This is a genomic window from Flavobacterium chungangensis, from assembly GCF_042654045.1.
Taxonomy (GTDB): domain Bacteria; phylum Bacteroidota; class Bacteroidia; order Flavobacteriales; family Flavobacteriaceae; genus Flavobacterium; species Flavobacterium chungangensis.
This window is the reverse complement of record NZ_JBHSFY010000016.1, coordinates 118246-139240: the sequence shown is the minus strand read 5'-3', so window position 1 is coordinate 139240 and position 20995 is coordinate 118246. Positions and strand designations below refer to the sequence as shown.

21 protein-coding genes and 4 tRNA genes are annotated in these 20995 nt (G+C 33.3%); 18 read left to right on the top strand and 7 right to left on the bottom strand.

The features are described 5' to 3' along the window. Window positions 1-89: 89 nt before the first annotated feature. The 4 genes from ACFO3N_RS21440 to tgt all read right to left on the bottom strand — a co-directional run bounded on the left by ACFO3N_RS21440 (window position 90) and on the right by tgt (window position 4350). Complete coding sequence (locus ACFO3N_RS21440; protein WP_095931683.1) at window positions 90-1043, bottom strand: acetyl-CoA carboxylase carboxyltransferase subunit alpha; 954 nt, start codon at window positions 1041-1043, stop codon at window positions 90-92. Window positions 1044-1155: 112 nt separating this feature from the next. Beyond that, window positions 1156-2046, bottom strand: a complete 891-nt coding sequence (locus tag ACFO3N_RS21435) for a DMT family transporter (RefSeq protein WP_095931684.1) — start codon at window positions 2044-2046, stop codon at window positions 1156-1158. Beyond that, window positions 2033-3121 (bottom strand): LptF/LptG family permease, encoded by a 1089-nt coding sequence (locus ACFO3N_RS21430; RefSeq protein WP_379800927.1) that lies wholly within the window; start codon window positions 3119-3121, stop codon window positions 2033-2035. Before ACFO3N_RS21430 ends, ACFO3N_RS21435 begins: the two co-directional genes overlap by 14 nt. A 98-nt stretch (window positions 3122-3219) precedes the next feature. After that, window positions 3220-4350 carry a tRNA guanosine(34) transglycosylase Tgt gene (gene tgt / locus ACFO3N_RS21425; RefSeq protein WP_095931686.1) on the bottom strand — a complete coding sequence of 377 codons (1131 nt, stop codon included), beginning with the start codon at window positions 4348-4350 and terminating at the stop codon, window positions 3220-3222. A gap of 375 nt (window positions 4351-4725) precedes the next feature. On the opposite strand from tgt, the gene ACFO3N_RS21420 reads away from it, so the two are divergent. The 3 genes from ACFO3N_RS21420 to ACFO3N_RS21410 all read left to right on the top strand — a co-directional run bounded on the left by ACFO3N_RS21420 (window position 4726) and on the right by ACFO3N_RS21410 (window position 7124). Continuing rightward, complete coding sequence (locus ACFO3N_RS21420) at window positions 4726-5028, top strand: hypothetical protein (RefSeq protein WP_379800926.1); 303 nt, start codon at window positions 4726-4728, stop codon at window positions 5026-5028. Window positions 5029-5259: 231 nt separating this feature from the next. Further along, on the top strand, window positions 5260-6108 hold the full coding sequence (locus ACFO3N_RS21415; protein ID WP_095931688.1) for a transketolase: 849 nt from the start codon (window positions 5260-5262) through the stop codon (window positions 6106-6108). Window positions 6109-6170: 62 nt separating this feature from the next. After that, complete coding sequence (locus ACFO3N_RS21410; RefSeq protein ID WP_248728000.1) at window positions 6171-7124, top strand: transketolase family protein; 954 nt, start codon at window positions 6171-6173, stop codon at window positions 7122-7124. Window positions 7125-7201: 77 nt separating this feature from the next. Here the strand turns inward: ACFO3N_RS21410 and ACFO3N_RS21405 are convergent, their stop codons facing one another. Together ACFO3N_RS21405 and ACFO3N_RS21400 are read right to left on the bottom strand one after the other, a co-directional pair. Beyond that, entirely contained in the window at window positions 7202-8152 is a 951-nt protein-coding gene (locus ACFO3N_RS21405) for a hypothetical protein (RefSeq protein ID WP_379800925.1), read from the bottom strand. Window positions 8153-8343: 191 nt separating this feature from the next. Further along, a complete protein-coding gene (locus ACFO3N_RS21400; RefSeq protein WP_379800924.1) occupies window positions 8344-9537 on the bottom strand; it encodes an FKBP-type peptidyl-prolyl cis-trans isomerase in 1194 nt (397 codons plus the stop codon). A 79-nt stretch (window positions 9538-9616) separates the two neighbouring features. Between ACFO3N_RS21400 and ACFO3N_RS21395 the strand changes: the two genes are divergently transcribed. Continuing rightward, window positions 9617-10009 carry an RNA-binding S4 domain-containing protein gene (locus ACFO3N_RS21395; RefSeq protein ID WP_248728003.1) on the top strand — a complete coding sequence of 131 codons (393 nt, stop codon included), beginning with the start codon at window positions 9617-9619 and terminating at the stop codon, window positions 10007-10009. Between the two features lie 166 nt (window positions 10010-10175). Next, window positions 10176-10676, top strand: coding sequence for a phosphoribosyltransferase domain-containing protein (locus ACFO3N_RS21390; RefSeq protein WP_379800923.1), 501 nt, complete (start codon window positions 10176-10178; stop codon window positions 10674-10676). Here ACFO3N_RS21390 and ACFO3N_RS21385 read toward each other — a convergent pair. Then, window positions 10668-11186, bottom strand: coding sequence for a shikimate kinase (locus ACFO3N_RS21385; protein WP_379800922.1), 519 nt, complete (start codon window positions 11184-11186; stop codon window positions 10668-10670). The two genes, ACFO3N_RS21390 and ACFO3N_RS21385, sit on opposite strands and share 9 nt — an antisense overlap. A 126-nt stretch (window positions 11187-11312) precedes the next feature. Here ACFO3N_RS21385 and ACFO3N_RS21380 point away from each other — a divergent pair. The 13 genes from ACFO3N_RS21380 to ACFO3N_RS21320 all read left to right on the top strand — a co-directional run bounded on the left by ACFO3N_RS21380 (window position 11313) and on the right by ACFO3N_RS21320 (window position 20805). After that, window positions 11313-11385 (top strand) — tRNA-Lys (locus ACFO3N_RS21380). A 40-nt stretch (window positions 11386-11425) separates the two neighbouring features. Further along, window positions 11426-11498, top strand: a tRNA-Lys gene (locus ACFO3N_RS21375). Between the two features lie 44 nt (window positions 11499-11542). Beyond that, window positions 11543-11625, top strand: a tRNA-Leu gene (locus tag ACFO3N_RS21370). 132 nt (window positions 11626-11757) lie between these two features. Next, on the top strand, window positions 11758-12912 hold the full coding sequence (locus tag ACFO3N_RS21365) for a DUF6438 domain-containing protein (protein ID WP_379800921.1): 1155 nt from the start codon (window positions 11758-11760) through the stop codon (window positions 12910-12912). 161 nt (window positions 12913-13073) lie between these two features. Continuing rightward, a tRNA-Lys gene (locus ACFO3N_RS21360) sits at window positions 13074-13146 on the top strand. Between the two features lie 124 nt (window positions 13147-13270). Further along, a complete protein-coding gene (locus ACFO3N_RS21355; RefSeq protein ID WP_379800920.1) occupies window positions 13271-13843 on the top strand; it encodes a hypothetical protein in 573 nt (190 codons plus the stop codon). Window positions 13844-14121: 278 nt separating this feature from the next. Further along, entirely contained in the window at window positions 14122-14622 is a 501-nt protein-coding gene (locus ACFO3N_RS21350; protein ID WP_379800919.1) for a tetratricopeptide repeat protein, read from the top strand. Window positions 14623-14840: 218 nt separating this feature from the next. Then, window positions 14841-15740 (top strand): MerR family transcriptional regulator, encoded by a 900-nt coding sequence (locus tag ACFO3N_RS21345; RefSeq protein WP_095929553.1) that lies wholly within the window; start codon window positions 14841-14843, stop codon window positions 15738-15740. 39 nt (window positions 15741-15779) lie between these two features. Further along, window positions 15780-17246 carry a phytoene desaturase family protein gene (locus ACFO3N_RS21340; RefSeq protein ID WP_379800918.1) on the top strand — a complete coding sequence of 489 codons (1467 nt, stop codon included), beginning with the start codon at window positions 15780-15782 and terminating at the stop codon, window positions 17244-17246. Between the two features lie 4 nt (window positions 17247-17250). Further along, entirely contained in the window at window positions 17251-18090 is an 840-nt protein-coding gene (locus ACFO3N_RS21335; RefSeq protein WP_095929551.1) for a phytoene/squalene synthase family protein, read from the top strand. 251 nt (window positions 18091-18341) lie between these two features. Further along, the gene (locus ACFO3N_RS21330; RefSeq protein WP_379800917.1) at window positions 18342-18782 is read left to right on the top strand and encodes a sterol desaturase family protein; all 441 of its coding nucleotides are present in this window, start codon (window positions 18342-18344) and stop codon (window positions 18780-18782) included. A gap of 63 nt (window positions 18783-18845) precedes the next feature. Further along, on the top strand, window positions 18846-19334 hold the full coding sequence (locus ACFO3N_RS21325; RefSeq protein WP_379800916.1) for an SRPBCC family protein: 489 nt from the start codon (window positions 18846-18848) through the stop codon (window positions 19332-19334). 175 nt (window positions 19335-19509) lie between these two features. Further along, the gene (locus ACFO3N_RS21320; protein ID WP_379800915.1) at window positions 19510-20805 is read left to right on the top strand and encodes a cryptochrome/photolyase family protein; all 1296 of its coding nucleotides are present in this window, start codon (window positions 19510-19512) and stop codon (window positions 20803-20805) included. Window positions 20806-20995 lie beyond the last annotated feature (190 nt).

Genomic DNA, 20995 nt, shown 5'->3' with positions numbered 1-20995 from the left:
TAATTGTTTATAAATAATATTGATTTGTTCATAACCAAAAAAAAATCCGAAACCGCAGGGCTTCGGATTTTTAATCGTTAAATATGAATTTACTCTTTATACTCGCCCATATTACTGTATTTATCCATTCTCTGGGCAATTAGATCGGCTGTTGATAAGTCTTTCAATTCGTTATATCCTTTTGTAATATATTCCGCCACTGTTTTAAAAGTAGTTTCTCTGTCATAATGTGCTCCGCCTAGTGGTTCTGGAATTACATCATCAACCAGTTTTTGTTTTTTCATATCAGAAGAAGTCAATTTTAATGCTTCTGCTGCACGCTCCTTATACTCCCAGCTTTTCCATAAAATAGAAGAGCAAGATTCTGGAGAAATTACAGAATACCAAGTGTTTTCTAACATATAAACACGGTCTCCAACACCAATTCCTAACGCTCCACCTGAAGCACCTTCACCAACAATAATAGTGATGATTGGCACTTGCAAACGAACCATTTCAAAAATATTTCTAGCGATAGCTTCTCCTTGTCCTCTCTCTTCAGCTTCAAGTCCTGGATATGCACCTGGAGTATCTACCAAAGTAAGAACTGGAATTCCGAATTTCTCCGCCATTTTCATCAAACGCAAAGCTTTACGGTACCCTTCTGGATTAGCCATACCGAAATTACGGTACTGACGTGTTTTTGTATTGTAACCTTTTTGCTGTCCAACAATCATAAACGACTGACCGTTTATTTTTCCAAGACCACCAACCATTGCTTTATCATCTTTAAAGCCTCTGTCTCCATGAAGTTCTAAGAAAGTATCTCCACAGATTGCTCTAATGTAGTCTAAAGTATAAGGTCTATTTGGGTGTCTTGACAATTGTACCCTCTGCCAAGCCGTAAGGTTTTTATATATTTCTTTTTTAGTCTCTACTAATTTTTTGTTGATTTCCTTGCACGTCGGCGTTACGTCAACGTCAGATTCTTTTCCAATAATAACGCACTTTTCTAACTGTTCTTCAAGTTCTTTAATTGGAAGCTCAAAATCTAAATATTCCATGGATTTTTGAATTTTGTTTGTAAATCGAACCGCAAATATAAAAATATTATATCATTGGCGAAGTTAATTGTTATTTAAAGTATAAAAATGCAATTTAAAAATAAGTAAACTATTACAAGTTTTCTTTCTTGTTCTGATAATGTTTGAAAACACCGTTTAGAATAACTGTTATGATAATTATGACTGCTCCGATGTAAAATTCGACACTCATTTTTTCTTTTCCTCCCAAGATAAAATAAGCCAAAACTATCCCGTAAACTGGCTCTAAATTAGTCGTTAACATTACCGTATAAGGCGTTAATCGCTGCATTACTTTTACCGAAGCGGTAAAGGCATAAGCCGTACAAATTGAGGCCAAAATCAATAATAAAACCCAATTATTTAAAGACATTTCGAAAAAATCTGCTGTAAATTTCCCTTGAAATAAAAAATAAATGGTGATGAAGAAAACGCCCGCTCCAAATTCATAAAATGTAATTACTGAAGGTTCGTGATCTGAAATTAATTTTCCATTCATTAAGGTAAATAAAACCCCTAAAATGATGGCTGCCAAAGCATAATAAACTCCCGTAAGATATTTTATTTCAACTTGAAGGATCAATCCTAAACCAGCTATAATTATTAATCCAAAGAAAACCTCATACCAAAGCACCTTTCTTCCGTAAAATAAGGGTTCTAATAAAGAGGCAAAAAAAGCTCCCAAAGAAAATATCGAAAGCGTAATAGAAACGTTGGATACGTGAATTGCTTTAAAAAAGAAAATCCAGTGCAATGCGATCAATAATCCAACAAAAATCAACTTAAAAAATTCTTTTATCGGAACTTGAAAAGATTGTTTTTTAAATGCAATAAATCCGCCAAGAAAAATCATGGCAATCAACATTCTGTACCAAACCAGATTATCGGCATCAATTGTAATTAAAGCGCCTAGAATAGCTGTAAAACCCCAGATAAAAACAATTAAGTGTAGATTTAAATAACTTTTTAAATTATCGTTTCGCATTACGTAATAAGTAAACTGCTAAAATTCCGAAAACAATATTCGGAAACCAAACAGCTAATAAAGGTGAGAATGTAGATTTTTCGGCAAGTGTACCAAATATTTTATCAAAGAATACAAATGAAAACGCGATTGCAATTCCAATAGCAAGGTTCATTCCCATTCCGCCACGGCGCTTCATAGAAGAAACCGAAACCGCAATAATCGTCAAAATAAATGCTGAAACCGGAATACTGTATTTTTTATAAAGAACAACCAAATAGGTATTGATGTTTCCTGAACCTCTTTTTCTTTCTTTTTCAATAAAATCGATCAGTTTACCTAGAGTTAGCGTTTCGGCAATATAAACTACTGGAGTTAAATCTGCCAATTCAAATTTGAAGGCAACATTTTTTTCTGGAGATTTTTCAATTACGTCATTTAGTTCTCCTACGGTTCTTTTAGTATAATCGTATAAAACGTAAATCTTCTTTTTAGGATCCCATTTTATGCGGCTTGCAGTGATTTTATATGTCATCTTCTCTTTTTCAAAATGTTCTAAAGAAAAGTTGAAAGCAGTTTTTGATTCTTCGTTAAAACTGTTTACAAAAATAAAATCATGATCATTAATTTGTCTGAAAACATTGGTGTTTTCACCACGCATAAGTTCCTTTCCATTCCCTTTCAGATAGGTGTATCTAAAATTGTTATAGCCTTCACTCGCAGCAGGAACAATAAAAAATCCCATTAGCAAAACAAAAATCGAAACAATAGTTGCACCTATAATATAAGGACGCAAGAAACGTGTAAATGAAATTCCAGAACTTAAAATCGCAATAATTTCTGTATTGTTGGCCAACTTTGAAGTAAACCAAATTACCGATAAAAACAAGAATATCGGAAACAGCGAATTAATAAAATAAATTGTAAAATTGTAATAATAGAAGGCAATATCTCCAAACGGAATCTTGTTTTCAAGCATTTTATTTACCTTTTCAGAAACATCAATTACGATCCCGATTGGTGCAAATAAAAGAAGCATCACAGAAAATGTCCCGAGGTACCTTTTTAAGATGTATTTATCTATTATTGAAAGCATATAGTTTTATTGTTTCAAGTTTTTTTAGTTTCAGGTTTCAAGTTGTAGGATTTCGTCCTATAAAGAACCTGAAACCTGAAACTTGAAACTTTAAATTCTTAAAGACGCTGACTCATATTTTTAACCATCATTTCTTTCCATGGTCTAAAATCTCCGGCTAAGATATGTTTTCTTGCCTCACGAACCAACCACATATAGAAACCAAGATTATGAATGGTAGCGATTTGCTTTCCTAAATATTCGTTGGCCGCAAACAAGTGACGTAAATAGGCTTTTGTATATTCTGTATCTACAAAAGTATGCCCCATTTCATCAATTGGAGAAAAATCTGCTTCCCACTTTTTATTTTTGATATTGATTGTTCCGTTTGCTGTAAACAACATACCATTTCTGGCATTACGAGTTGGCATAACACAATCGAACATATCAATTCCTAACGCAATATTTTCTAAAATATTAATTGGAGTTCCAACCCCCATTAAATAACGAGGTTTATCTTCAGGAAGAATTTCGCAAACTACTTCAGTCATGGCATACATTTCTTCAGCTGGCTCTCCAACAGAAAGTCCGCCAATTGCATTTCCTTGCTGTCCTGCATTAGCTATATATTCTGCCGACTGGCGACGTAAATCCTTATAAGTACTTCCTTGAACAATCGGGAAAAAAGTTTGTTCGTAACCGTATTTATAAGGTACTTTTTCCAAATGATTGATACATCTGTCCAACCAACGATGTGTCATATGCATAGAACGCTGTGCATAACGGTAATCGCAAGGATAAGGCGTACATTCATCAAAAGCCATAATGATATCGGCACCAATGGTACGCTGAATTTCCATTACATTTTCTGGCGTAAAAAAGTGATAAGAACCGTCAATGTGCGACTTAAATTTTACCCCTTCTTCTTTAATTTTTCTATTTGAAGAAAGAGAATATACTTGATATCCTCCAGAATCAGTCAAAATATTACGATCCCAGTTCATGAATTTATGAAGTCCTCCGGCTTTCTCTAAAATTTCTGTCTGCGGACGCAGATACAAATGATAGGTATTTCCAAGAATAATATCCGGATTAATATCGTCTTTCAATTCACGCTGATGCACTCCTTTTACAGAAGCAACAGTACCAACTGGCATAAAAATAGGAGTTTCTATAACTCCGTGATCTGTAGTAATACTACCCGCTCTTGCTTTAGACTGCGGATCTTTTTGTAATAAATCAAACTTCATCTGTTTCTTTTTTCAGAGCGCAAAGATAGTTTAATTTCAGGGAAATATTATGAATTAGAAAAATTGTCAATTAGAAATTTAGCTAATATTTTCTTAATTTCAGATTCTTTTTTTAAGATTTGAACTTATCCTCATTTGGGCGTTCCCTAACGGTCGGGCTATCCGCTATATCTTTTGCTCAAGAACATATCATTTTAATTAAGACGAGACATTATCGCAAAAGGATGCCGCTTCTATCCCTAACGCAGACGGCTCTAAAAGAAATTTCATCGGTAAAATCGGAATGTAAAAACTGCAACAATCCTATTACTAAAGTATAACAAACTCATTTCTTTCTTTTTGTAATTTTAATATTCAACTAAAATTTTAGAAATCATGATAAACTCAGAAGATAAATTAGACGAAATCAAGGATGAACAAATTGAGAAAAACCTTGAAAACATGGATTACCCAGCAACCGAAGATATTTATAATCAAGAAGAAAGATTAGAAGATATCGATCCTCAAGATATTTCTGGAGAAAGAATAATTAACAATGACAATCACGAATGGAAACAAAACAGTGATAAAATCGGAAACGATTTGGATGTTCCAGGAGCTGAGTTAGACGACCAACAGGAAGACATTGGCTCTGAAGACGAAGAAAACAATTACTACAGCGAAGGCGACACAGAGTAAATCATAAAAAAATAAAATCTTGTTAAAAGCAAGATTTTTTTTATGCCACTAATTAAAATTGTAAAAAACACACTTGTAAAAAGTTAGAAAGCAAAACTGGCGTGATATTTTTTTACATAATGTAAAAAAAACAGTAAAATTTAACAATTGCTGTAAAACTAAAGCAAAAAATCATTTGCCTGCCCACAAAATAACGTTTACTTTTGCTTCAGTTTAACTTTTACATATAAAATGAAGCCTAACACACAACAATTAAGCGATTTAACGATCCAAGTAAGAAGAGATATTCTTAGAATGGTACATGCTGTAAACTCTGGACACCCAGGTGGTTCATTAGGTTGTACTGAATTTTTGGTAACATTATATCAAAACATAATGGACCGCAAAGAAGGTTTTGATATGGACGGAATTGGAGAAGATTTATTTTTCCTTTCAAACGGACACATTTCACCTGTCTTTTATAGCGTTCTAGCACGCAGCGGTTATTTTCCAGTTTCAGAATTAGCAACTTTCAGATTATTAGATTCTCGCTTACAAGGACACCCAACAACTCACGAAGGTTTACCTGGAGTTCGTATTGCATCTGGTTCATTAGGACAAGGTTTATCTGTAGCTTTGGGAGCAGCTCAAGCTAAAAAATTAAACAAAGACAATCATATCGTATATAGTTTACACGGAGACGGAGAATTGCAAGAAGGTCAGAACTGGGAAGCGATTATGTACGCTTCTGCTAAAAAAGTAGACAACATTATTGCAACAATCGACCTTAATGGTAAACAAATTGACGGAACAACTGATGAAGTTCTGCCAATGGGAAGTATTCGCGCTAAATTTGAAGCTTTTGACTGGGATGTTTTAGAAATCAAAGAAGGAAACAGCATTGATGCTATCATCGCTGGTTTAACTGATGCTAAATCAAGAACAGGAAAAGGAAAACCAGTTTGCATTTTATTACATACAGAAATGGGTAATGGTGTAGATTTCATGATGCACACTCATGCTTGGCATGGTAAAGCACCAAACAATGATCAATTGGCTAGTGCTTTAGCTCAAAACATTTCAACTTTAGCGGATTATTAAAAAGTGCTCAGTCTAAGCAGACAGTTTTCAGCTTAGAAACTTAGCATCTCAAAAAATAAAAAATGAAAAAATACGAAAATACAGGAAGTAAAGATACTCGTTCTGGTTTTGGAGCGGGAATGACTGAATTAGGTCAAAAAAATGAAAATGTTGTTGCATTATGTGCTGACTTAATTGGATCATTAAAATTTGATGATTTCAAGAAAAATCACCCAGAGCGTTTTTTCCAAATCGGAATCGCTGAAGCGAACATGATTGGAATCGCTGCAGGTTTAACAATTGGCGGAAAAATTCCTTTTACTGGAACTTTCGCAAACTTTTCTACAGGTAGAGTTTACGATCAAATCCGTCAATCTGTTGCTTATTCAGATAAAAATGTAAAAATCTGTGCTTCTCACGCTGGTTTAACTTTAGGAGAAGATGGAGCAACGCACCAAATCTTAGAAGATATTGGTTTAATGAAAATGTTGCCTGGAATGACTGTAATCAATACTTGCGATTACAACCAAACTAAAGCTGCAACTTTAGCATTAGCAGATCACCATGGTCCAGCTTATTTACGTTTCGGACGTCCAGTTGTACCTAACTTTACTCCTGCTGACGAGCCTTTCGTAATTGGAAAAGCAATTTTATTAAACGAAGGAACAGATGTTACAATCATTGCTACTGGACACTTAGTTTGGGAAGCTCTTATTGCTGCTGAAGCTCTTGAAGCAAAAGGAATTTCTGCTGAAGTAATTAACATCCATACTATCAAGCCTCTTGATGAAGAAGCTATTTTAAAATCTGTTGCTAAAACAAAATGTGTAGTTACTGCTGAAGAGCACAATTACCTTGGAGGTCTTGGAGAAAGTGTTTCTGGCGTATTAGCTTTAAACAATCCAACTCCACAAGAATTTGTAGCTGTTAAAGATAGTTTTGGAGAATCTGGAACTCCAGAGCAGTTAATGGAAAAATACAAATTAAACAATCAAGCAATTGTTGAAGCTGTAGAAAGAGTTATCAAAAGAAAATAATTATTAGATTTTCTTGAACATAAAAAAACCTCGGAATTTGTATTCCGAGGTTTTTTATATACTAAAATATTCCGTTTTTAGTACCAAGAAAGTTGAACTTCATGGTATGGCCCATTTCCAACATAAATTTTAAATGGTCCAGAGACATTAAAATTAGTATACCAAGCCGTTGGTGCAGTTGGCGCAGGAAGATTTGCAGGATTCCATGTCGCAATCAATGATGTCTGAGTAGCCGAAGTTGCCATCTGAAATAATGAAAATTTCCACAATACTGAATTAGAACCACTTAGACTGTAAGTGTCAATTACCCTACTATTTGAAGCTTCTTTCCATGTGCATCTCCAAGTAGAGCATGATCTATATTGCAATGTAGACCTTAAATACATTTTACTAGATTGAATTACATTGTTCAAAACAATTGTTTCATTATAAAGATCTAAAACAAGTCTAATTCTGCTTCCTGGAACATTAAAATTTTCCTCTCCAGAAACAAAGGTCTTTATCCTATTTTCATTTGGAATAACATCTCTACCTGTTGAATTTTTCACAGGAGAAGATACGCTTAACAAACTGCCATAAACTTCCAATTTTTCTTTTTCAGCAACAAGTTGTTCAGGAGTTTTGTTAATCTGATTTTTGGAAAGCAAATAAAAAGTACGCTCATTTAACCATAAAACGTTCCCATTAATTTTTACTTTTGATTCTGAATTTAAAATTGACTTTAATGCATCTGAATAGATAATTCTTGATTCAGACAAAACATCTCCTTCTATACTTGCAGAATCATCTGAAGTATTTAATAATGAAACCAACTTTTTTGAAGAAACCCAATTTTTAAGCCCGTCAGAATCTAAGCTAGCGAGATCTGAATATTCTTTAACAAAAAGTTCTTCATTTTTAAATGATAACATTTTACCATCTAAAACTGAAGCTGAATCTCCTACAGCCGAAACTTCTTGATTGACCTGATCTTCGCTACTACATGACAAAGCAGTAAGCACTAAAAACAATGCAATAATTTTTTTCATTTTTGTAAAATTTTAATATTATTCTTTCAAATCTATAACAATAAGAAATAAAATCCTTACGTGATTCCGTAAAAAGAAATAAAACCTTACAATAAAAACATAACAAGCTAAAGATCAATACTTAACACCCAAACATAAACAAAAAAGCCTCGAAATTAATATTTCGAGGCTTTTTATTTAAATACTATATTTTAGTTCTTTTGATAAGGATACGTTTTATCCAAATGAATTCTTAATCGTCCTGGCGTTGTATAATCCTCCTCAACAAACTTACGAGGATTTGTTATTGACTCTGGCTTCGTAGGATCAGTAAGCTCTCCTGTTGGCCTTCTAGGAATAGCCCACAACTCGCTTTCATCTACATTTGGAGTAGCAGGATTATCCAAAATAGGATCGTAAGGATAATATTTGCTTAATCCTGAAAAAGGAGCATCTGTAGGTTTTGTAAGTTCAAATCTTGTCGTATAACCATCTCCATCATCATCATGATCTAGAAAATCTGGAATACCATCACCATCTGTATCATCTGGGTTAGCAGGTGGATTAGGATATGTGGTTGTGTCTCTATAATCGCGAACAAAACCATCACCGTTAATATCCTCCTGATAATCAAATACACCATCTGGATTTTCTAATAAAACACCATTAGAATAACCATTATTTTCATGATCCATTCTTCTGATATCATAAAGCTTAAAGCTAAAGATTAAAGGTGCATACGCTGGAATGGTACTTGAAGAAGGTGGCGCAGCATAGTATCCTAATCCTGAAGGTATGAATAAAACACCCGCACCAAAATCTTGGTAATTTGGGGTTCCATCGTCATTATAAGTCGTTGTTCCTGTTTTAAACAGAGGAAAGATTTCACTCCATCCTTTTATAACATTACCTACATACATATCAATAATACTCTTTGGATATATAACCTGATCAAAGAAAGTAGTTGTTAAATGTTCTGGCTCTGTATCTGTCTTTTCCACACGTTTTAAATATTCTCCTCTATAAGCAGTAAAAACACCATCCGTATTCATTGGAGCAACGCCACTACCTTCTCTTAAAACCAAATAATACATTTTATAAGTTATGCCATGTATGTATGGAATTTCTCTTGAAACCAGCTTTGGATAAGTAGCACTATTTAAGTAAGACATTATTGAGGGTTGTGAAGCTGCATCGGTTATGGGCGCAATTGTTACATCCATATTGGCTGTCACAGTAATATAATTTGTCTTTAAATACTCTTCAATATCTGCATTATCAGTATTAAATTGCTCTTGATAATCCCTTAAAGGAACAACTTCTGTTTTATCATCGTCATTTTTATTACAAGAAACGATGGCAAGACCAGCAAGTAACAAAACAAAATAATATTTAAATTTATTCATTATTATCATTTTTTTAGGTGCGCAAGATACAATATTGATTTATTTTTGTAAAGAATTTAACTTGGATTTTAGAAAAATTATGAGAATAGATAAATACTTGTGGTGCGTTCGATATTACAAGACTAGAAACATGGTAACCGAAGCTTGCAAAAAGAATCAGATCACTGTAAATGGGCAAGTTGCAAAACCTTCAAAAGAAGTTTTTCCCACAGACCGAATTACATTTAGAAAAGATCAAATTACACAAATTATAACGGTTTTAGACATTCCGCAAAATCGAGTTGGAGCTAAGTTGGTAGATATTTATCAAAAAAACGAAACGCCTCCAGAAGCTTTTGCACATTTAGAGCTATTAAAATTATCTAAAGAACATTCTAGAAGAACTGGAGCAGGACGTCCGACCAAAAAAGACCGAAGAGACATTGACGATTACGGAGACGATATTTATGATGAAGAGGAAGAAATAGAATAAATCTTCAAATTTCAATCTTGAAATTCCAAATTCCAAAAAAAAGCAATCAAATTCCAGATCCTAAAAATAAACTTATCTCAAAAGTTGGAATTTGGAATTTAAAAAATTGAAAATTGGATTATCTATATTGGATTTTAAATTAATTATCTTAGCAAAAAAATACACTATGAGCAGCAATATAATCTTGACCAATCAAGAAATCGAACATAAAATAAAACGTATCGCTTATCAAATTTACGAGACTTTTGTAGACGAAGAAGAAGTTGTAATTGCCGGAATTGCTTCTAACGGATTTCTTTTTGCCGAAAAAATCGCTACGGCGCTTAGCAATATTTCAACCTTAAAAGTTTCAATCTGCGAAGTCAAAATAAACAAACAAAATCCACAACAAGCCATACAAACTTCATTAACGCCTGAAGAATACAAAAACAAAGGCTTAGTTCTAGTTGATGATGTCTTGAACTCTGGAACTACATTAATCTATGCTGTTCGTCATTTCTTAGACGTTCCGCTTAAAAAATTCAAAACAGCAGTACTTGTTGACCGAAATCATAAAAAATATCCTGTAAAGGCAGATTTCAAAGGTATTTCACTTTCAACTTCTTTATTAGAGCATGTTCAAGTTGTTTTCAATTCAGAAAACGGCGACTATGCTTCTTTAAGCTAATATATCTAAAATATCCTGAACCGTTTCTTCGACAGATTTATCATCAACCGAAACTTTATGTTTTGCCTGATTGTAGTAAAAACTTCTGTCGAATAAATGTTTCGCGATAAACTCTTTCATTTCTTCTTCATTCATATTGGCAATCAAAGGGCGTTTGCTTTTATTGTGCACCAATCTATTATATAAGGTATCAATTGATGCTTTTAAATATACAGACACTACATCGTCTCCTTTTAATAATTCATGATTATTGGCATAACATGGAGTTCCTCCTCCAAGACCAATAATAGTATTTTCTGAAGATTGCAGCAATTCGACAAACATTTCATGCTCTAATTTTCGAAAATACACTTCTCCATGCTTCTCAAAAATCTCATTTATGGATAAATTTACTCTTTCTTCAATACATTTATCTAAATCTAAGAACGGAATATTTGTAATTTTTGACAAATTTTGGGCAATTGTAGACTTTCCGCAGCCCATATAACCTAACAACACAATTTTTTTCATATTAATAAAACCTTATAAACTAAGCATTTGAGAATTTTTCCAAAAAAAAGACAAATTTATGATAAAATAGCTTGGAAACTTCAAAAAAAACTCCTTATATTTGCACCCGCATTCAAGAAATTAAATGACTCGATAGCTCAGTCGGTAGAGCACATCACTTTTAATGATGGGGTCCTGGGTTCGAGCCCCAGTCGGGTCACAAATTTTGTGATTAACAAATTAAATTTCTTGAAAGCAATGACTCGATAGCTCAGTCGGTAGAGCACATCACTTTTAATGATGGGGTCCTGGGTTCGAGCCCCAGTCGGGTCACAAAAGGTCGGGTAATTTATTTTACTCGACCTTTTTTCTTTTTAGGCCATGTGGAGAAACGGTAGACTCGCCATCTTGAGGGGGTGGTGCTCGCAAGGGCGTGAGGGTTCAAATCCCTCCATGGTCACTTAAAGCGGAAATCTTTATTAGTTAAAGATTTCCGCTTTTTTATTTCAAAACCTCTCCTTAGTTTTATCATTAAAACTATCTCAAAAATCGATTATATTTACATTAACATAACCCCAATCAAAGTAAATATATGAAGCTAACACACCTATTACCTGCCATATTATTTTTCATTCTATATTCTTGCCAAAAGAATAATGACAAAAAACTAGAAAAAGAGCTACTTGGAGAATGGATCTACATCAAAACAGATGACCTGCGAAAACCGCAAACAAATAACAACCCCAATATTCCGCCACCACCGCCTCCTCCTCCATTTGGCTCACCTAAAAGGGGATATATCTTTTTAGAAAATAATATAGCCGAAAATAAATCTGGTTATTTTAAAAGAATTGACGCTGTAGAAAGAGAAAATAGAAAGACATTCTTTTTAGGAACTAGAACGAAATATAAAATCGAAAATGATAGTATAAAAATTTTCAACCTAGGAAGTAAAACTTGGGAAAATCAAAAATTACACTCGATAATTGGAGACACATTAACAACAGAAATTGGCGATAGCATATTTGCAAAATATGCAAGGACACAATACAAAATCAATCCAACTGAGAATTATGATCAGATTATAGTTTCTTCTTCGGGTTGCTATGGCTCTTGCCCTATTTCAAACATCAGCATTGACAACAATGGCAATATCATCTATTACGGCCAAGAGTACAATACACAAAATGGACTTTTCAAATCTAAAATAACCAAAGAACAATATCAAGAAATTCAAACCAATTTTAAAAAAGCTGACATACTAAATCTCGAAGATAATTATGAAGGAAATTGGACAGACGACGAGACTGTTACTATAACATTTATAAAAAACAACAAAATCATAAAGACGATCCGTGATTACGGAATACAATCACCCACCGCCTTAGTTTGGGCATATACACCTGTTCGATATTTATACCAACATATAAAGCTGACTTCATTAAAAAAAGAAAAACTTTTATTTCCAATATGGAGAATCAGTTTCAGAAAAGGGAATCAGATTTGTGATCTAACAAAATCTGAAAGCTATTATTTATTTACAGAAATCCTTAAAGGCAAAGAAACAAACGATACTTTTGAACACAAATACTACATTGAATTCTGGAATGATCAAGACAAAAAAGAAATAATTGATACAGATGGAAGATATTTCAAATCTAAAGACAAAACTATTGACATTGGATATAACTTCTTGATTTCAAACAATTTCATTGCAAAATTCAGACTAAAAGACAAATACGATTAAAATCTATCTTCTTTTTTTATTTTATTTAAGAAGCATCTCTTTATTTCACTACAAAACAAACACTTACCTCTATAATGAAAATTTATTTCAAAATTCATTAAAAAAAAGGCTTGATAAGCTAAATAAAGTACTTATATTTGCACCCTCATTGAAGAAATGAAGACTCGATAGCTCAGTCGGTAGAGCACATCACTTTTAATGATGGGGTCCTGGGTTCGAGCCCCAGTCGGGTCACAAAAGGTCAAGTAATTATTTTACTTGGCCTTTTTTGTTTTAGAATTATTCCACTTAGAATTTATATCTACATAATCAATGATAAAATAAACTACATTAGCTTAATTGCATTAATTAAGCATCTATGAAAACCAAAGCATTACTTATTTCTACATTTTGCCTTCTTTTTTTCTCCTGCCAAGAAAAGACAAAAAGCTACAAAAAAAAAGCAACCAACATTATTACTGACAAAAACAATTCTCAATCAAACAAGGAAAAGGCAACTCTAGAAAGAGACACAATAACTATTGAATATCTTAATAAATATAATCCGTACGATTACGAAACCAAATTAAGCAATGGATACAGTTTAGAATTTAAATATTTTCAGGAAGATAAAAACAACCCCATTGAAATGTGTTTAAATTTAAAAAAAGGAGACAAAACTATCGACACATTAAACATTATGGGATATGGCTCGCCTCATAAAAATCTAGGATACATTGGCGCAGACTACAATAAATATTTCGTTTTTGTAAATTCATTTGGAAGCGGAAATCCACATGATTTCAAACTAATCGAAAAACAGAATGGCAAAATAATAAAATCAGGATTTATTGTAGACAGTTTTAAAAATCCAGAGCTTCTTTTGTATGCGAAAGGCTACGATTCTTTAATGCTATATGATCTAGAAAAGAAGAAAGACAATTTTATATAGAATCTAAATCAATCAAAAGTAATTGACTGCATGGTTAGTGAACTAAATCAGGTTGTAAAAATAAAAAAAGCCACTAAAAATTACGTTTTTATAGAAATTGAAAATCATGAAAACAAAGTAGTCAGTAAGAAATACTATCGCTAAACACCTTTTAATACAGGAAATATCAAAGCACCTTTTTTTCTAACCAATATTTAAAAAAAGAAATTTTCTCACAAGATAAAAACTTTCTTAAATTCGTTGGGAAATAATTAAATCACTAATCCCAAATTAGTTTTATGAAAAACCTACTATTAACATCACTTATTATGATGTCTTGCTCAATCTGGGCACAATCTGCAACAGGCTATTTTGACAAAGCCATGAAAAAAGCTGAAGCTGGAAACACAAAAGGCGCCATCGCCGATTACACCAAAGCTATCAGCATGAATTCTAAATTTGTTGAAGCTTATCAGAACCGTGGTGTCGCAAAATTCAAACTAAACGATTTAAAAGGCGCTCAAGCTGATTTTAGCAAGACAATCGAGTTAGACGACATGAATGCAGACGCTTTTACCGGCAGAGCCAATGTCAATTACAAACTGCAGAATTACGAAGGAACAATTGAAGATTGCACCGCTTCTCTAGGTTTAAACCCGAAAGATTATGTTGCCTACAATTTAAGAGGATTGGCCTATAACAAAATTGGCGATAAGAAAAATTGCTGTAAGGATTTTACAAAAGCAATTGAGTTAGGAAGCCAAAGCGCCGCAAAAAACAGAGCCACTTTCTGCAAATAATACTTAAAGTAAAAAAAATAAGAACAGCCTGTCAAGATTTTAATCTGATAGGCTGTTTTGTTTTTTATCAAAGTAATATATTTCTTAAGAAATAAATACCTGATTTTAGGTAAAAAATATATTATGAATACGTAAACCTCTAATTCTCTATCTTTTTAATTTAGTTTTAATGTCGAATCTAAGATTTTATTTTACATTTGTTGACTTAATCGCGAAAAATGATAAACAATATTAAAACTGTTTTCAGCATTAAAGATCTTGAGAACTTATCTGGAATAAAAGCGCATACCATACGCATCTGGGAAAAGAGATACAATATCCTTGAACCTATGCGAACTGACACCAATATTAGATTTTACAATCTTCATAACCTGCAGAAACTTTTAAACATCACGTTACTGCATGAATACGGGTATAAGATTTCTAAAATTGCAACCTATCCTGAAGAAAAAATACCACAACTGGTACGCGAAATCATTTCGAAGAAAAATTCTCAAAACTACGCCATCACTTCTTTTAAAATGGCGATGATGAACTTTGATCAAGAATTATTCTTCAATACATTCGATTGGCTTATTACCGAAAAAACATTTAAAGAAGTTTTTAAAGAACATTTTTTACCTCTTTTAAAAGAGTTAGGATTATTATGGCAGTCTGAAACAATTACTCCTGCAAATGAACATTTCATGAGTCATTTAATCAAGCAGAAAATATTGATTTACACAGAAAGCCTTCAAATTAGAAAACCAATCAAAACCGATCGAATTTTTGTTTTATCACTTCCGTTAAACGAAATTCACCAAATAGGATTGTTATACCTGCAATACGAAATTCTCGATAAAGGCTACAAAACCATTTATCTGGGAGAAAGTATGCCAATTGAAAACTTACAGGATTTAACCAAACATTTTGAGAACATTACGTTTATTTCCTTTATGACTGTTCAGCCAGACCGAAGCGTAATTAATCAATATGTAAAATCTATGGGGCAGAAATTATTGCAGAAAAACAACGAAATCTGGCTTATGGGTAAAATGGTGGAATACATTGATGAGAAAGTCCTAACAGACAGAATTCGAGTTTTTGATTCGATGGAAGAAACTATTAACATGCTTTAATTTATTTTTGTTTAAGTTTTTCTTATATTTGTTAAACAAATGAGAAAAACTATCCAAATAATAGGCTCAGGCTTCTCTTCTTTGGCAGCCGCATGTTACCTTGCACAACAGGGAAACAAAGTTACTGTCTACGAGAAAAACAGCACAATTGGCGGTCGCGCCAGACAATTTAAAGAAGACGGTTTTACTTTTGACATGGGACCAAGCTGGTATTGGATGCCAGATGTTTTTGAACGCTTTTTTCAAGACTTCAATAAAAAACCTTCTGATTACTATGAACTGATAAAATTAAATCCGGCCTATCGTGTTTATTTCGGAATGGATGATTTCATCAGCATTTACGATAATCTAGAAGAGATCAAATATACTTTTGAGACGATCGAAAAAGGAAGCGGTCAAAAACTGCAAAGCTTTATTGACCAAGCCAAAAGCAATTATGACATTGCAATCAAAGATTTGGTTTATCGTCCTGGAGTTTCTCCTCTTGAATTAATTACCAAAGAAACGGCATTAAAGCTCAATCAGTTTTTTAAAAACGTAAGCACTGATATTCGGAAAAATTTCAAGAATGAAAGATTAATTCAAATTCTCGAATTTCCAGTTTTATTTCTTGGAGCAAAACCAACTAAAACGCCTTCTTTTTATAATTTTATGAATTATGCCGATTTCGGTTTAGGGACTTGGCATCCTAAAACTGGAATGTTTGATGTCATTAGAGGAATCGAAAAATTGGCATTAGAACTTGGCGTAACCATTAAAACCAATTCGCCAATTGATAAAATAATTGTCGAAAATAAAATAGCTAAAGGAATTGTAATTAATGGCGAAATCCTTAAGGCTGATATTGTTTTGAGTGGTGCCGATTATCATCATTCGGAAATTTTACTCGAAAAAGAACACAGAATGTATTCTGAAAAATATTGGGAAAGCAGAGTTTTTGCTCCCTCTTCTCTCCTATTTTTTGTTGGCTTCAATAAAAAAATAGAAAACATTTCGCATCACGCTTTATTTTTTGATGTCGATTTCAACCAGCATGCTGCAGATATTTACGATAATCCAAAATGGCCCGATGCCCCTTTATTCTACGCCAACTTCCCATCCAAAACAGATGTGACCGCGGCGCCAAACGGAATGGAATCTGGATTTTTCTTAATTCCGTTAGCGCCCGGAATCGAAGATAACGAAGCGTTACGAGAAGAATATTTCGAAAAGATAATCGCTCGTTTTGAAGAACTTACGCAACAAAAAATAAAAAATAATATTATCTTTAAGAGATCATTTTGTAAAAATGACTTTGTAAGCGATTATAACGCCTACAAAGGAAATGCTTATGGAATGGCCAATACGCTCTTGCAAACCGCTTTTTTAAGACCAAAATTAAAAAGCAAAAAAGTCAAGAATTTATATTTTACAGGACAATTAACCGTTCCTGGGCCAGGTGTTCCGCCTGCTTTAATTTCAGGAAAACTCGCAGCTGAATTAATTCAAAAATCTTTTAGATCTTAAAAAAATGAAATCACTATTCGACGCCGTTTCTTTCAAATGCAGCAAACTGGTAACCAAAAATTACAGTACTTCATTTTCGCTAGCCGTAAAAATGCTTTCGCCAAGCATTCGAGATGCCATTTACAGTATTTACGGATTTGTTCGTTTTGCTGACGAAATCGTGGATTCATTTCACGATTATGAAAAAGAATATCTTATTGAAGATTTCGAAAAAGAATATTACAAAGCAATGCAATTGGGCATTAGTTTAAATCCGATTTTGAATTCATTTCAACAGACTGTAAAAGAATACAACATTAGCGATGATCTCGTTCAGGCTTTTCTAAAAAGCATGAAAATGGATCTTATAAAATCAAATTACCAAACACAAACCGAATACATAGATTACATTTACGGTTCTGCAGATGTTGTCGGATTAATGTGTTTGAAAGTTTTTGTATCTGGAAAAGAGCATAAATACGAACAGCTGAAAAACGAAGCTATGCGTTTAGGTTCTGCTTTTCAGAAAGTAAATTTCTTGAGAGATTTAAAAGACGATAATACGATCTTGAATCGCACTTATTTTCCTGGCGTAAATCTGAATAATTTCAACGAAGATTCGAAAAATCAAATCATCAAAGAAATCGAAGAAGATTTTAGAATTGCCTATCAAGGAATTGTAAAATTACCAATAGAAGCCAAATTTGGGGTTTATACCGCTTATGTTTATTATAAAAAACTACTTCAAAAGCTAAAACACACGCCTTACTATGAGATTGGAAATTCGAGAATTCGTGTTTCTAATTATACCAAAGCGGGGCTTTTGGCGCAGTCTTTTGTAACTTATAAATTGAAGCTGGTATAATTTCCTTCAACTTTGTAATTACGATTAAACAAACAGTTTGTCTTTCTGAGCGAAGTCGAAGAACCGCGAGAATCTCGCCAAAGATTAGATTATCGTTGCAGAGCTACTTGCGTTCCTTCGACTTCGCTCAGGATGACAAAAATGACAAAATCAGCAATTTTTAAAAACTTTTTTTTGAGTCAATATTTTATAATCCAAAGCTAAACTCAAAACCAATAAAACGATAATTTTAAAACCTCAACATTTATAAAATGATTTCTTTTTTAATCTTTTTAGGCGTTTTTCTTTTCATGGAATGTGTTACGTGGCTCACGCATAAATACATAATGCATGGGTTTATGTGGTATTTTCATGCGGATCATCATCAGCCGAAATACGAAAACACCTTTGAGCGCAACGATATTTTCTTCGTCATTTTTGCTACGCCAAGTATTATTCTATTCTACTTTGGCGTTCAAGGCGGATTTAATTATTTGTTTTTCATTGCCTGCGGAATTACACTTTACGGCATTTGCTATTTTCTAATTCACGATGTCTTGATTCATCAGCGTTTTAAATGGTTTAAAAACACCAAAAACAAATACCTCATCGGATTACGAAAAGCCCATAAAATTCACCATAAACACCTCAACAAGGAAAAAGGAGAATGTTTCGGAATGTTGTTCGTACCATTCAAATATTATAAAATGTAACATTATTTTGGGGTTCACTTTCCACTTTTGTGTATGCCCTTGTTACAAGAAAATTTTGTGATTATGAAATTATATAAGATAGTTACCGTACAGCATATAAATGCAAGTGTAGAAGATTGCTGGGATTTTTTCTCAAGTCCGAAAAACCTGCAGACCATTACTCTCGATAATATGAATTTTCAAATTCAGGATTACGATGGCAAGCGCATGTATCACGGACAAATAATTGCATACACCTTAAGACCTCTTTTCGGAATTAAAACTTCTTGGGTTACCGAAATTACTGCTTGCCAAGAAAACGAGTATTTTGTAGACATTCAGCAATTTGGACCTTATAAACTTTGGCATCACAAGCATTTCTTTGAGCCAACACCAGACGGAGGAACCAAAATGACCGACATTGTTCATTATGCTCTTCCATTCGGAATCTTAGGCCGAATCATGAATAGCTTAGTCGTAAAAAACAAACTGAAAAGTATTTTCGATTACAGATTTAATAAAATCGAAGAATTATTCAATTCAAAATCACAGTCCCAAAATGATAAAAATTAATGCTAAACAAAAAGCATTTAAATAATAAAGTCGCAGATTTTTGAATCTCGCAAAGACGCTAAGTCGCAAAGTTTTGTTTACAGAAACTTAAAAAAGAATTGCTTTGCGACTTAGCGTCTTTGCGAGCTATTCGACACCAAACAAAACTTTAAAATTACTTTAGTAAGACAAAACAATGACAAAACAAAAAGTTACTTTATTCTGGTTTAGACGTGATTTGCGTTTAGAAGACAATACCGGATTATTTCATGCTTTACAATCCAATTTTCCTGTTGTACCTCTTTTTATTTTCGATGATGATATTTTAGAACATCTTCCAAAAAATGACGCGAGAGTAACTTTCATTTACGACTCATTAGAAAAAATAAACTCAGAATTAAACTCATTTGACTCTTCCATTTTAATCAAAAAAGGAAAAACAAATGCCGTTTGGAAATCGCTTGTCGAAGAATTTGACATTCAAAATGTTTTCTTTAATAAAGACTACGAACCATTTGCCATTAAACGTGACAGTTTAATTTCATCTTTATTAAAAGAAAATAATATTGAAACGATATCTTTTAAAGATCATGTAATTTTTGAAGAAAAAGAAATAACCAAAGCAGACGGACTTCCTTATACCGTTTACACGCCTTATAAAAACAAATGGCTGGAGAAATACAATCTTTCTGGATCTGCTCCAGAATATGATTCGACGCCGCATCAATCGAATTTTTCGAAAAATAAATTCAAGTTTCCAGATTTAGCAGAAATAGGTTTTGAGAGAAGTTCTATAAATGTTCTTCCGCACAACTTAACGCAAATTGCCCATTATAAAGAAACTAGAGATTTTCCAGCTCTGGACAGCACTTCTTATCTTTCGCCACATTTACGCTTCGGAACTGTAAGCATTCGAAAATTAGTAAACTGGGCCAACCGAAAAAATCAGACTTTTTTGAGTGAATTAATCTGGAGAGAATTCTTTATTCAGATTCTATTTAGTTTTCCAAATTGCGTTAATCATAATTTTAAATCCAATTACGACGGAATTCAATGGCGAAATAACGAAGAGGATTTCAAACGCTGGTGTTCTGGAACAACAGGATATCCGATGGTCGATGCTGGAATGCGACAATTAAACGAAACAGGTTATATGCACAATCGCGTACGTATGGTTGTAGCCAGTTTTCTTTGCAAACATTTACTGATTAACTGGCAGTGGGGCGAAGCGTATTTTGCAGAAAAACTTTTAGATTTTGAATTGGCTTCAAACGTAGGAAACTGGCAATGGGCAGCAGGAACAGGCTGTGATGCTGCTCCTTATTTCAGAGTTTTTAATCCCGAAATTCAACAAAAGAAATTTGACGAAAAAGGAGAATATATTAGAAAATGGATTCCCGAGTTTGATTTTGGTTACGCAGAACCTATGGTTGATCATGCTTTTGCAAGAGATCGAGCGATTGCGACTTACAAGGCAGGGATTTTGAAGTAGTTTTTTTGTTTCAGGTTTCAGGTTTCAAGTTTATACTGGATGCTTAATTTTGTTTCACGCAGATTTTGCAGATTAGGCAGATTTATACTCATTTTTGTCATCCTGAGGAACGAAGGATCACACTAGAAACTCCGCACAGAATGTCGCCAAACTTTGTCGATTTACGAGTGTGATCCTTCGTTCCTCAGGA

What these genes read in the sequence shown, in the direction of transcription:
- ACFO3N_RS21385 (WP_379800922.1), bottom strand. Translation starts at nt 11,186, where the DNA reads ATGAAAAAAATTGTGTTGTTAGGTTATATGGGCTGCGGAAAGTCTACA.
- ACFO3N_RS21335 (WP_095929551.1), top strand. Translation starts at nt 17,251, where the DNA reads ATGAAATCACTATTCGACGCCGTTTCTTTCAAATGCAGCAAACTGGTA.
- ACFO3N_RS21320 (WP_379800915.1), top strand. Translation starts at nt 19,510, where the DNA reads ATGACAAAACAAAAAGTTACTTTATTCTGGTTTAGACGTGATTTGCGT.
- ACFO3N_RS21350 (WP_379800919.1), top strand. Translation starts at nt 14,122, where the DNA reads ATGAAAAACCTACTATTAACATCACTTATTATGATGTCTTGCTCAATC.
- ACFO3N_RS21325 (WP_379800916.1), top strand. Translation starts at nt 18,846, where the DNA reads ATGAAATTATATAAGATAGTTACCGTACAGCATATAAATGCAAGTGTA.
- ACFO3N_RS21405 (WP_379800925.1), bottom strand. Translation starts at nt 8,152, where the DNA reads ATGAAAAAAATTATTGCATTGTTTTTAGTGCTTACTGCTTTGTCATGT.
- ACFO3N_RS21330 (WP_379800917.1), top strand. Translation starts at nt 18,342, where the DNA reads ATGATTTCTTTTTTAATCTTTTTAGGCGTTTTTCTTTTCATGGAATGT.
- ACFO3N_RS21415 (WP_095931688.1), top strand. Translation starts at nt 5,260, where the DNA reads ATGAAGCCTAACACACAACAATTAAGCGATTTAACGATCCAAGTAAGA.
- ACFO3N_RS21395 (WP_248728003.1), top strand. Translation starts at nt 9,617, where the DNA reads ATGAGAATAGATAAATACTTGTGGTGCGTTCGATATTACAAGACTAGA.
- ACFO3N_RS21340 (WP_379800918.1), top strand. Translation starts at nt 15,780, where the DNA reads ATGAGAAAAACTATCCAAATAATAGGCTCAGGCTTCTCTTCTTTGGCA.
- ACFO3N_RS21435 (WP_095931684.1), bottom strand. Translation starts at nt 2,046, where the DNA reads ATGCGAAACGATAATTTAAAAAGTTATTTAAATCTACACTTAATTGTT.
- tgt (WP_095931686.1), bottom strand. Translation starts at nt 4,350, where the DNA reads ATGAAGTTTGATTTATTACAAAAAGATCCGCAGTCTAAAGCAAGAGCG.
- ACFO3N_RS21440 (WP_095931683.1), bottom strand. Translation starts at nt 1,043, where the DNA reads ATGGAATATTTAGATTTTGAGCTTCCAATTAAAGAACTTGAAGAACAG.
- ACFO3N_RS21345 (WP_095929553.1), top strand. Translation starts at nt 14,841, where the DNA reads ATGATAAACAATATTAAAACTGTTTTCAGCATTAAAGATCTTGAGAAC.
- ACFO3N_RS21355 (WP_379800920.1), top strand. Translation starts at nt 13,271, where the DNA reads ATGAAAACCAAAGCATTACTTATTTCTACATTTTGCCTTCTTTTTTTC.
- ACFO3N_RS21410 (WP_248728000.1), top strand. Translation starts at nt 6,171, where the DNA reads ATGAAAAAATACGAAAATACAGGAAGTAAAGATACTCGTTCTGGTTTT.
- ACFO3N_RS21390 (WP_379800923.1), top strand. Translation starts at nt 10,176, where the DNA reads ATGAGCAGCAATATAATCTTGACCAATCAAGAAATCGAACATAAAATA.
- ACFO3N_RS21420 (WP_379800926.1), top strand. Translation starts at nt 4,726, where the DNA reads ATGATAAACTCAGAAGATAAATTAGACGAAATCAAGGATGAACAAATT.
- ACFO3N_RS21365 (WP_379800921.1), top strand. Translation starts at nt 11,758, where the DNA reads ATGAAGCTAACACACCTATTACCTGCCATATTATTTTTCATTCTATAT.
- ACFO3N_RS21430 (WP_379800927.1), bottom strand. Translation starts at nt 3,121, where the DNA reads ATGCTTTCAATAATAGATAAATACATCTTAAAAAGGTACCTCGGGACA.
- ACFO3N_RS21400 (WP_379800924.1), bottom strand. Translation starts at nt 9,537, where the DNA reads ATGAATAAATTTAAATATTATTTTGTTTTGTTACTTGCTGGTCTTGCC.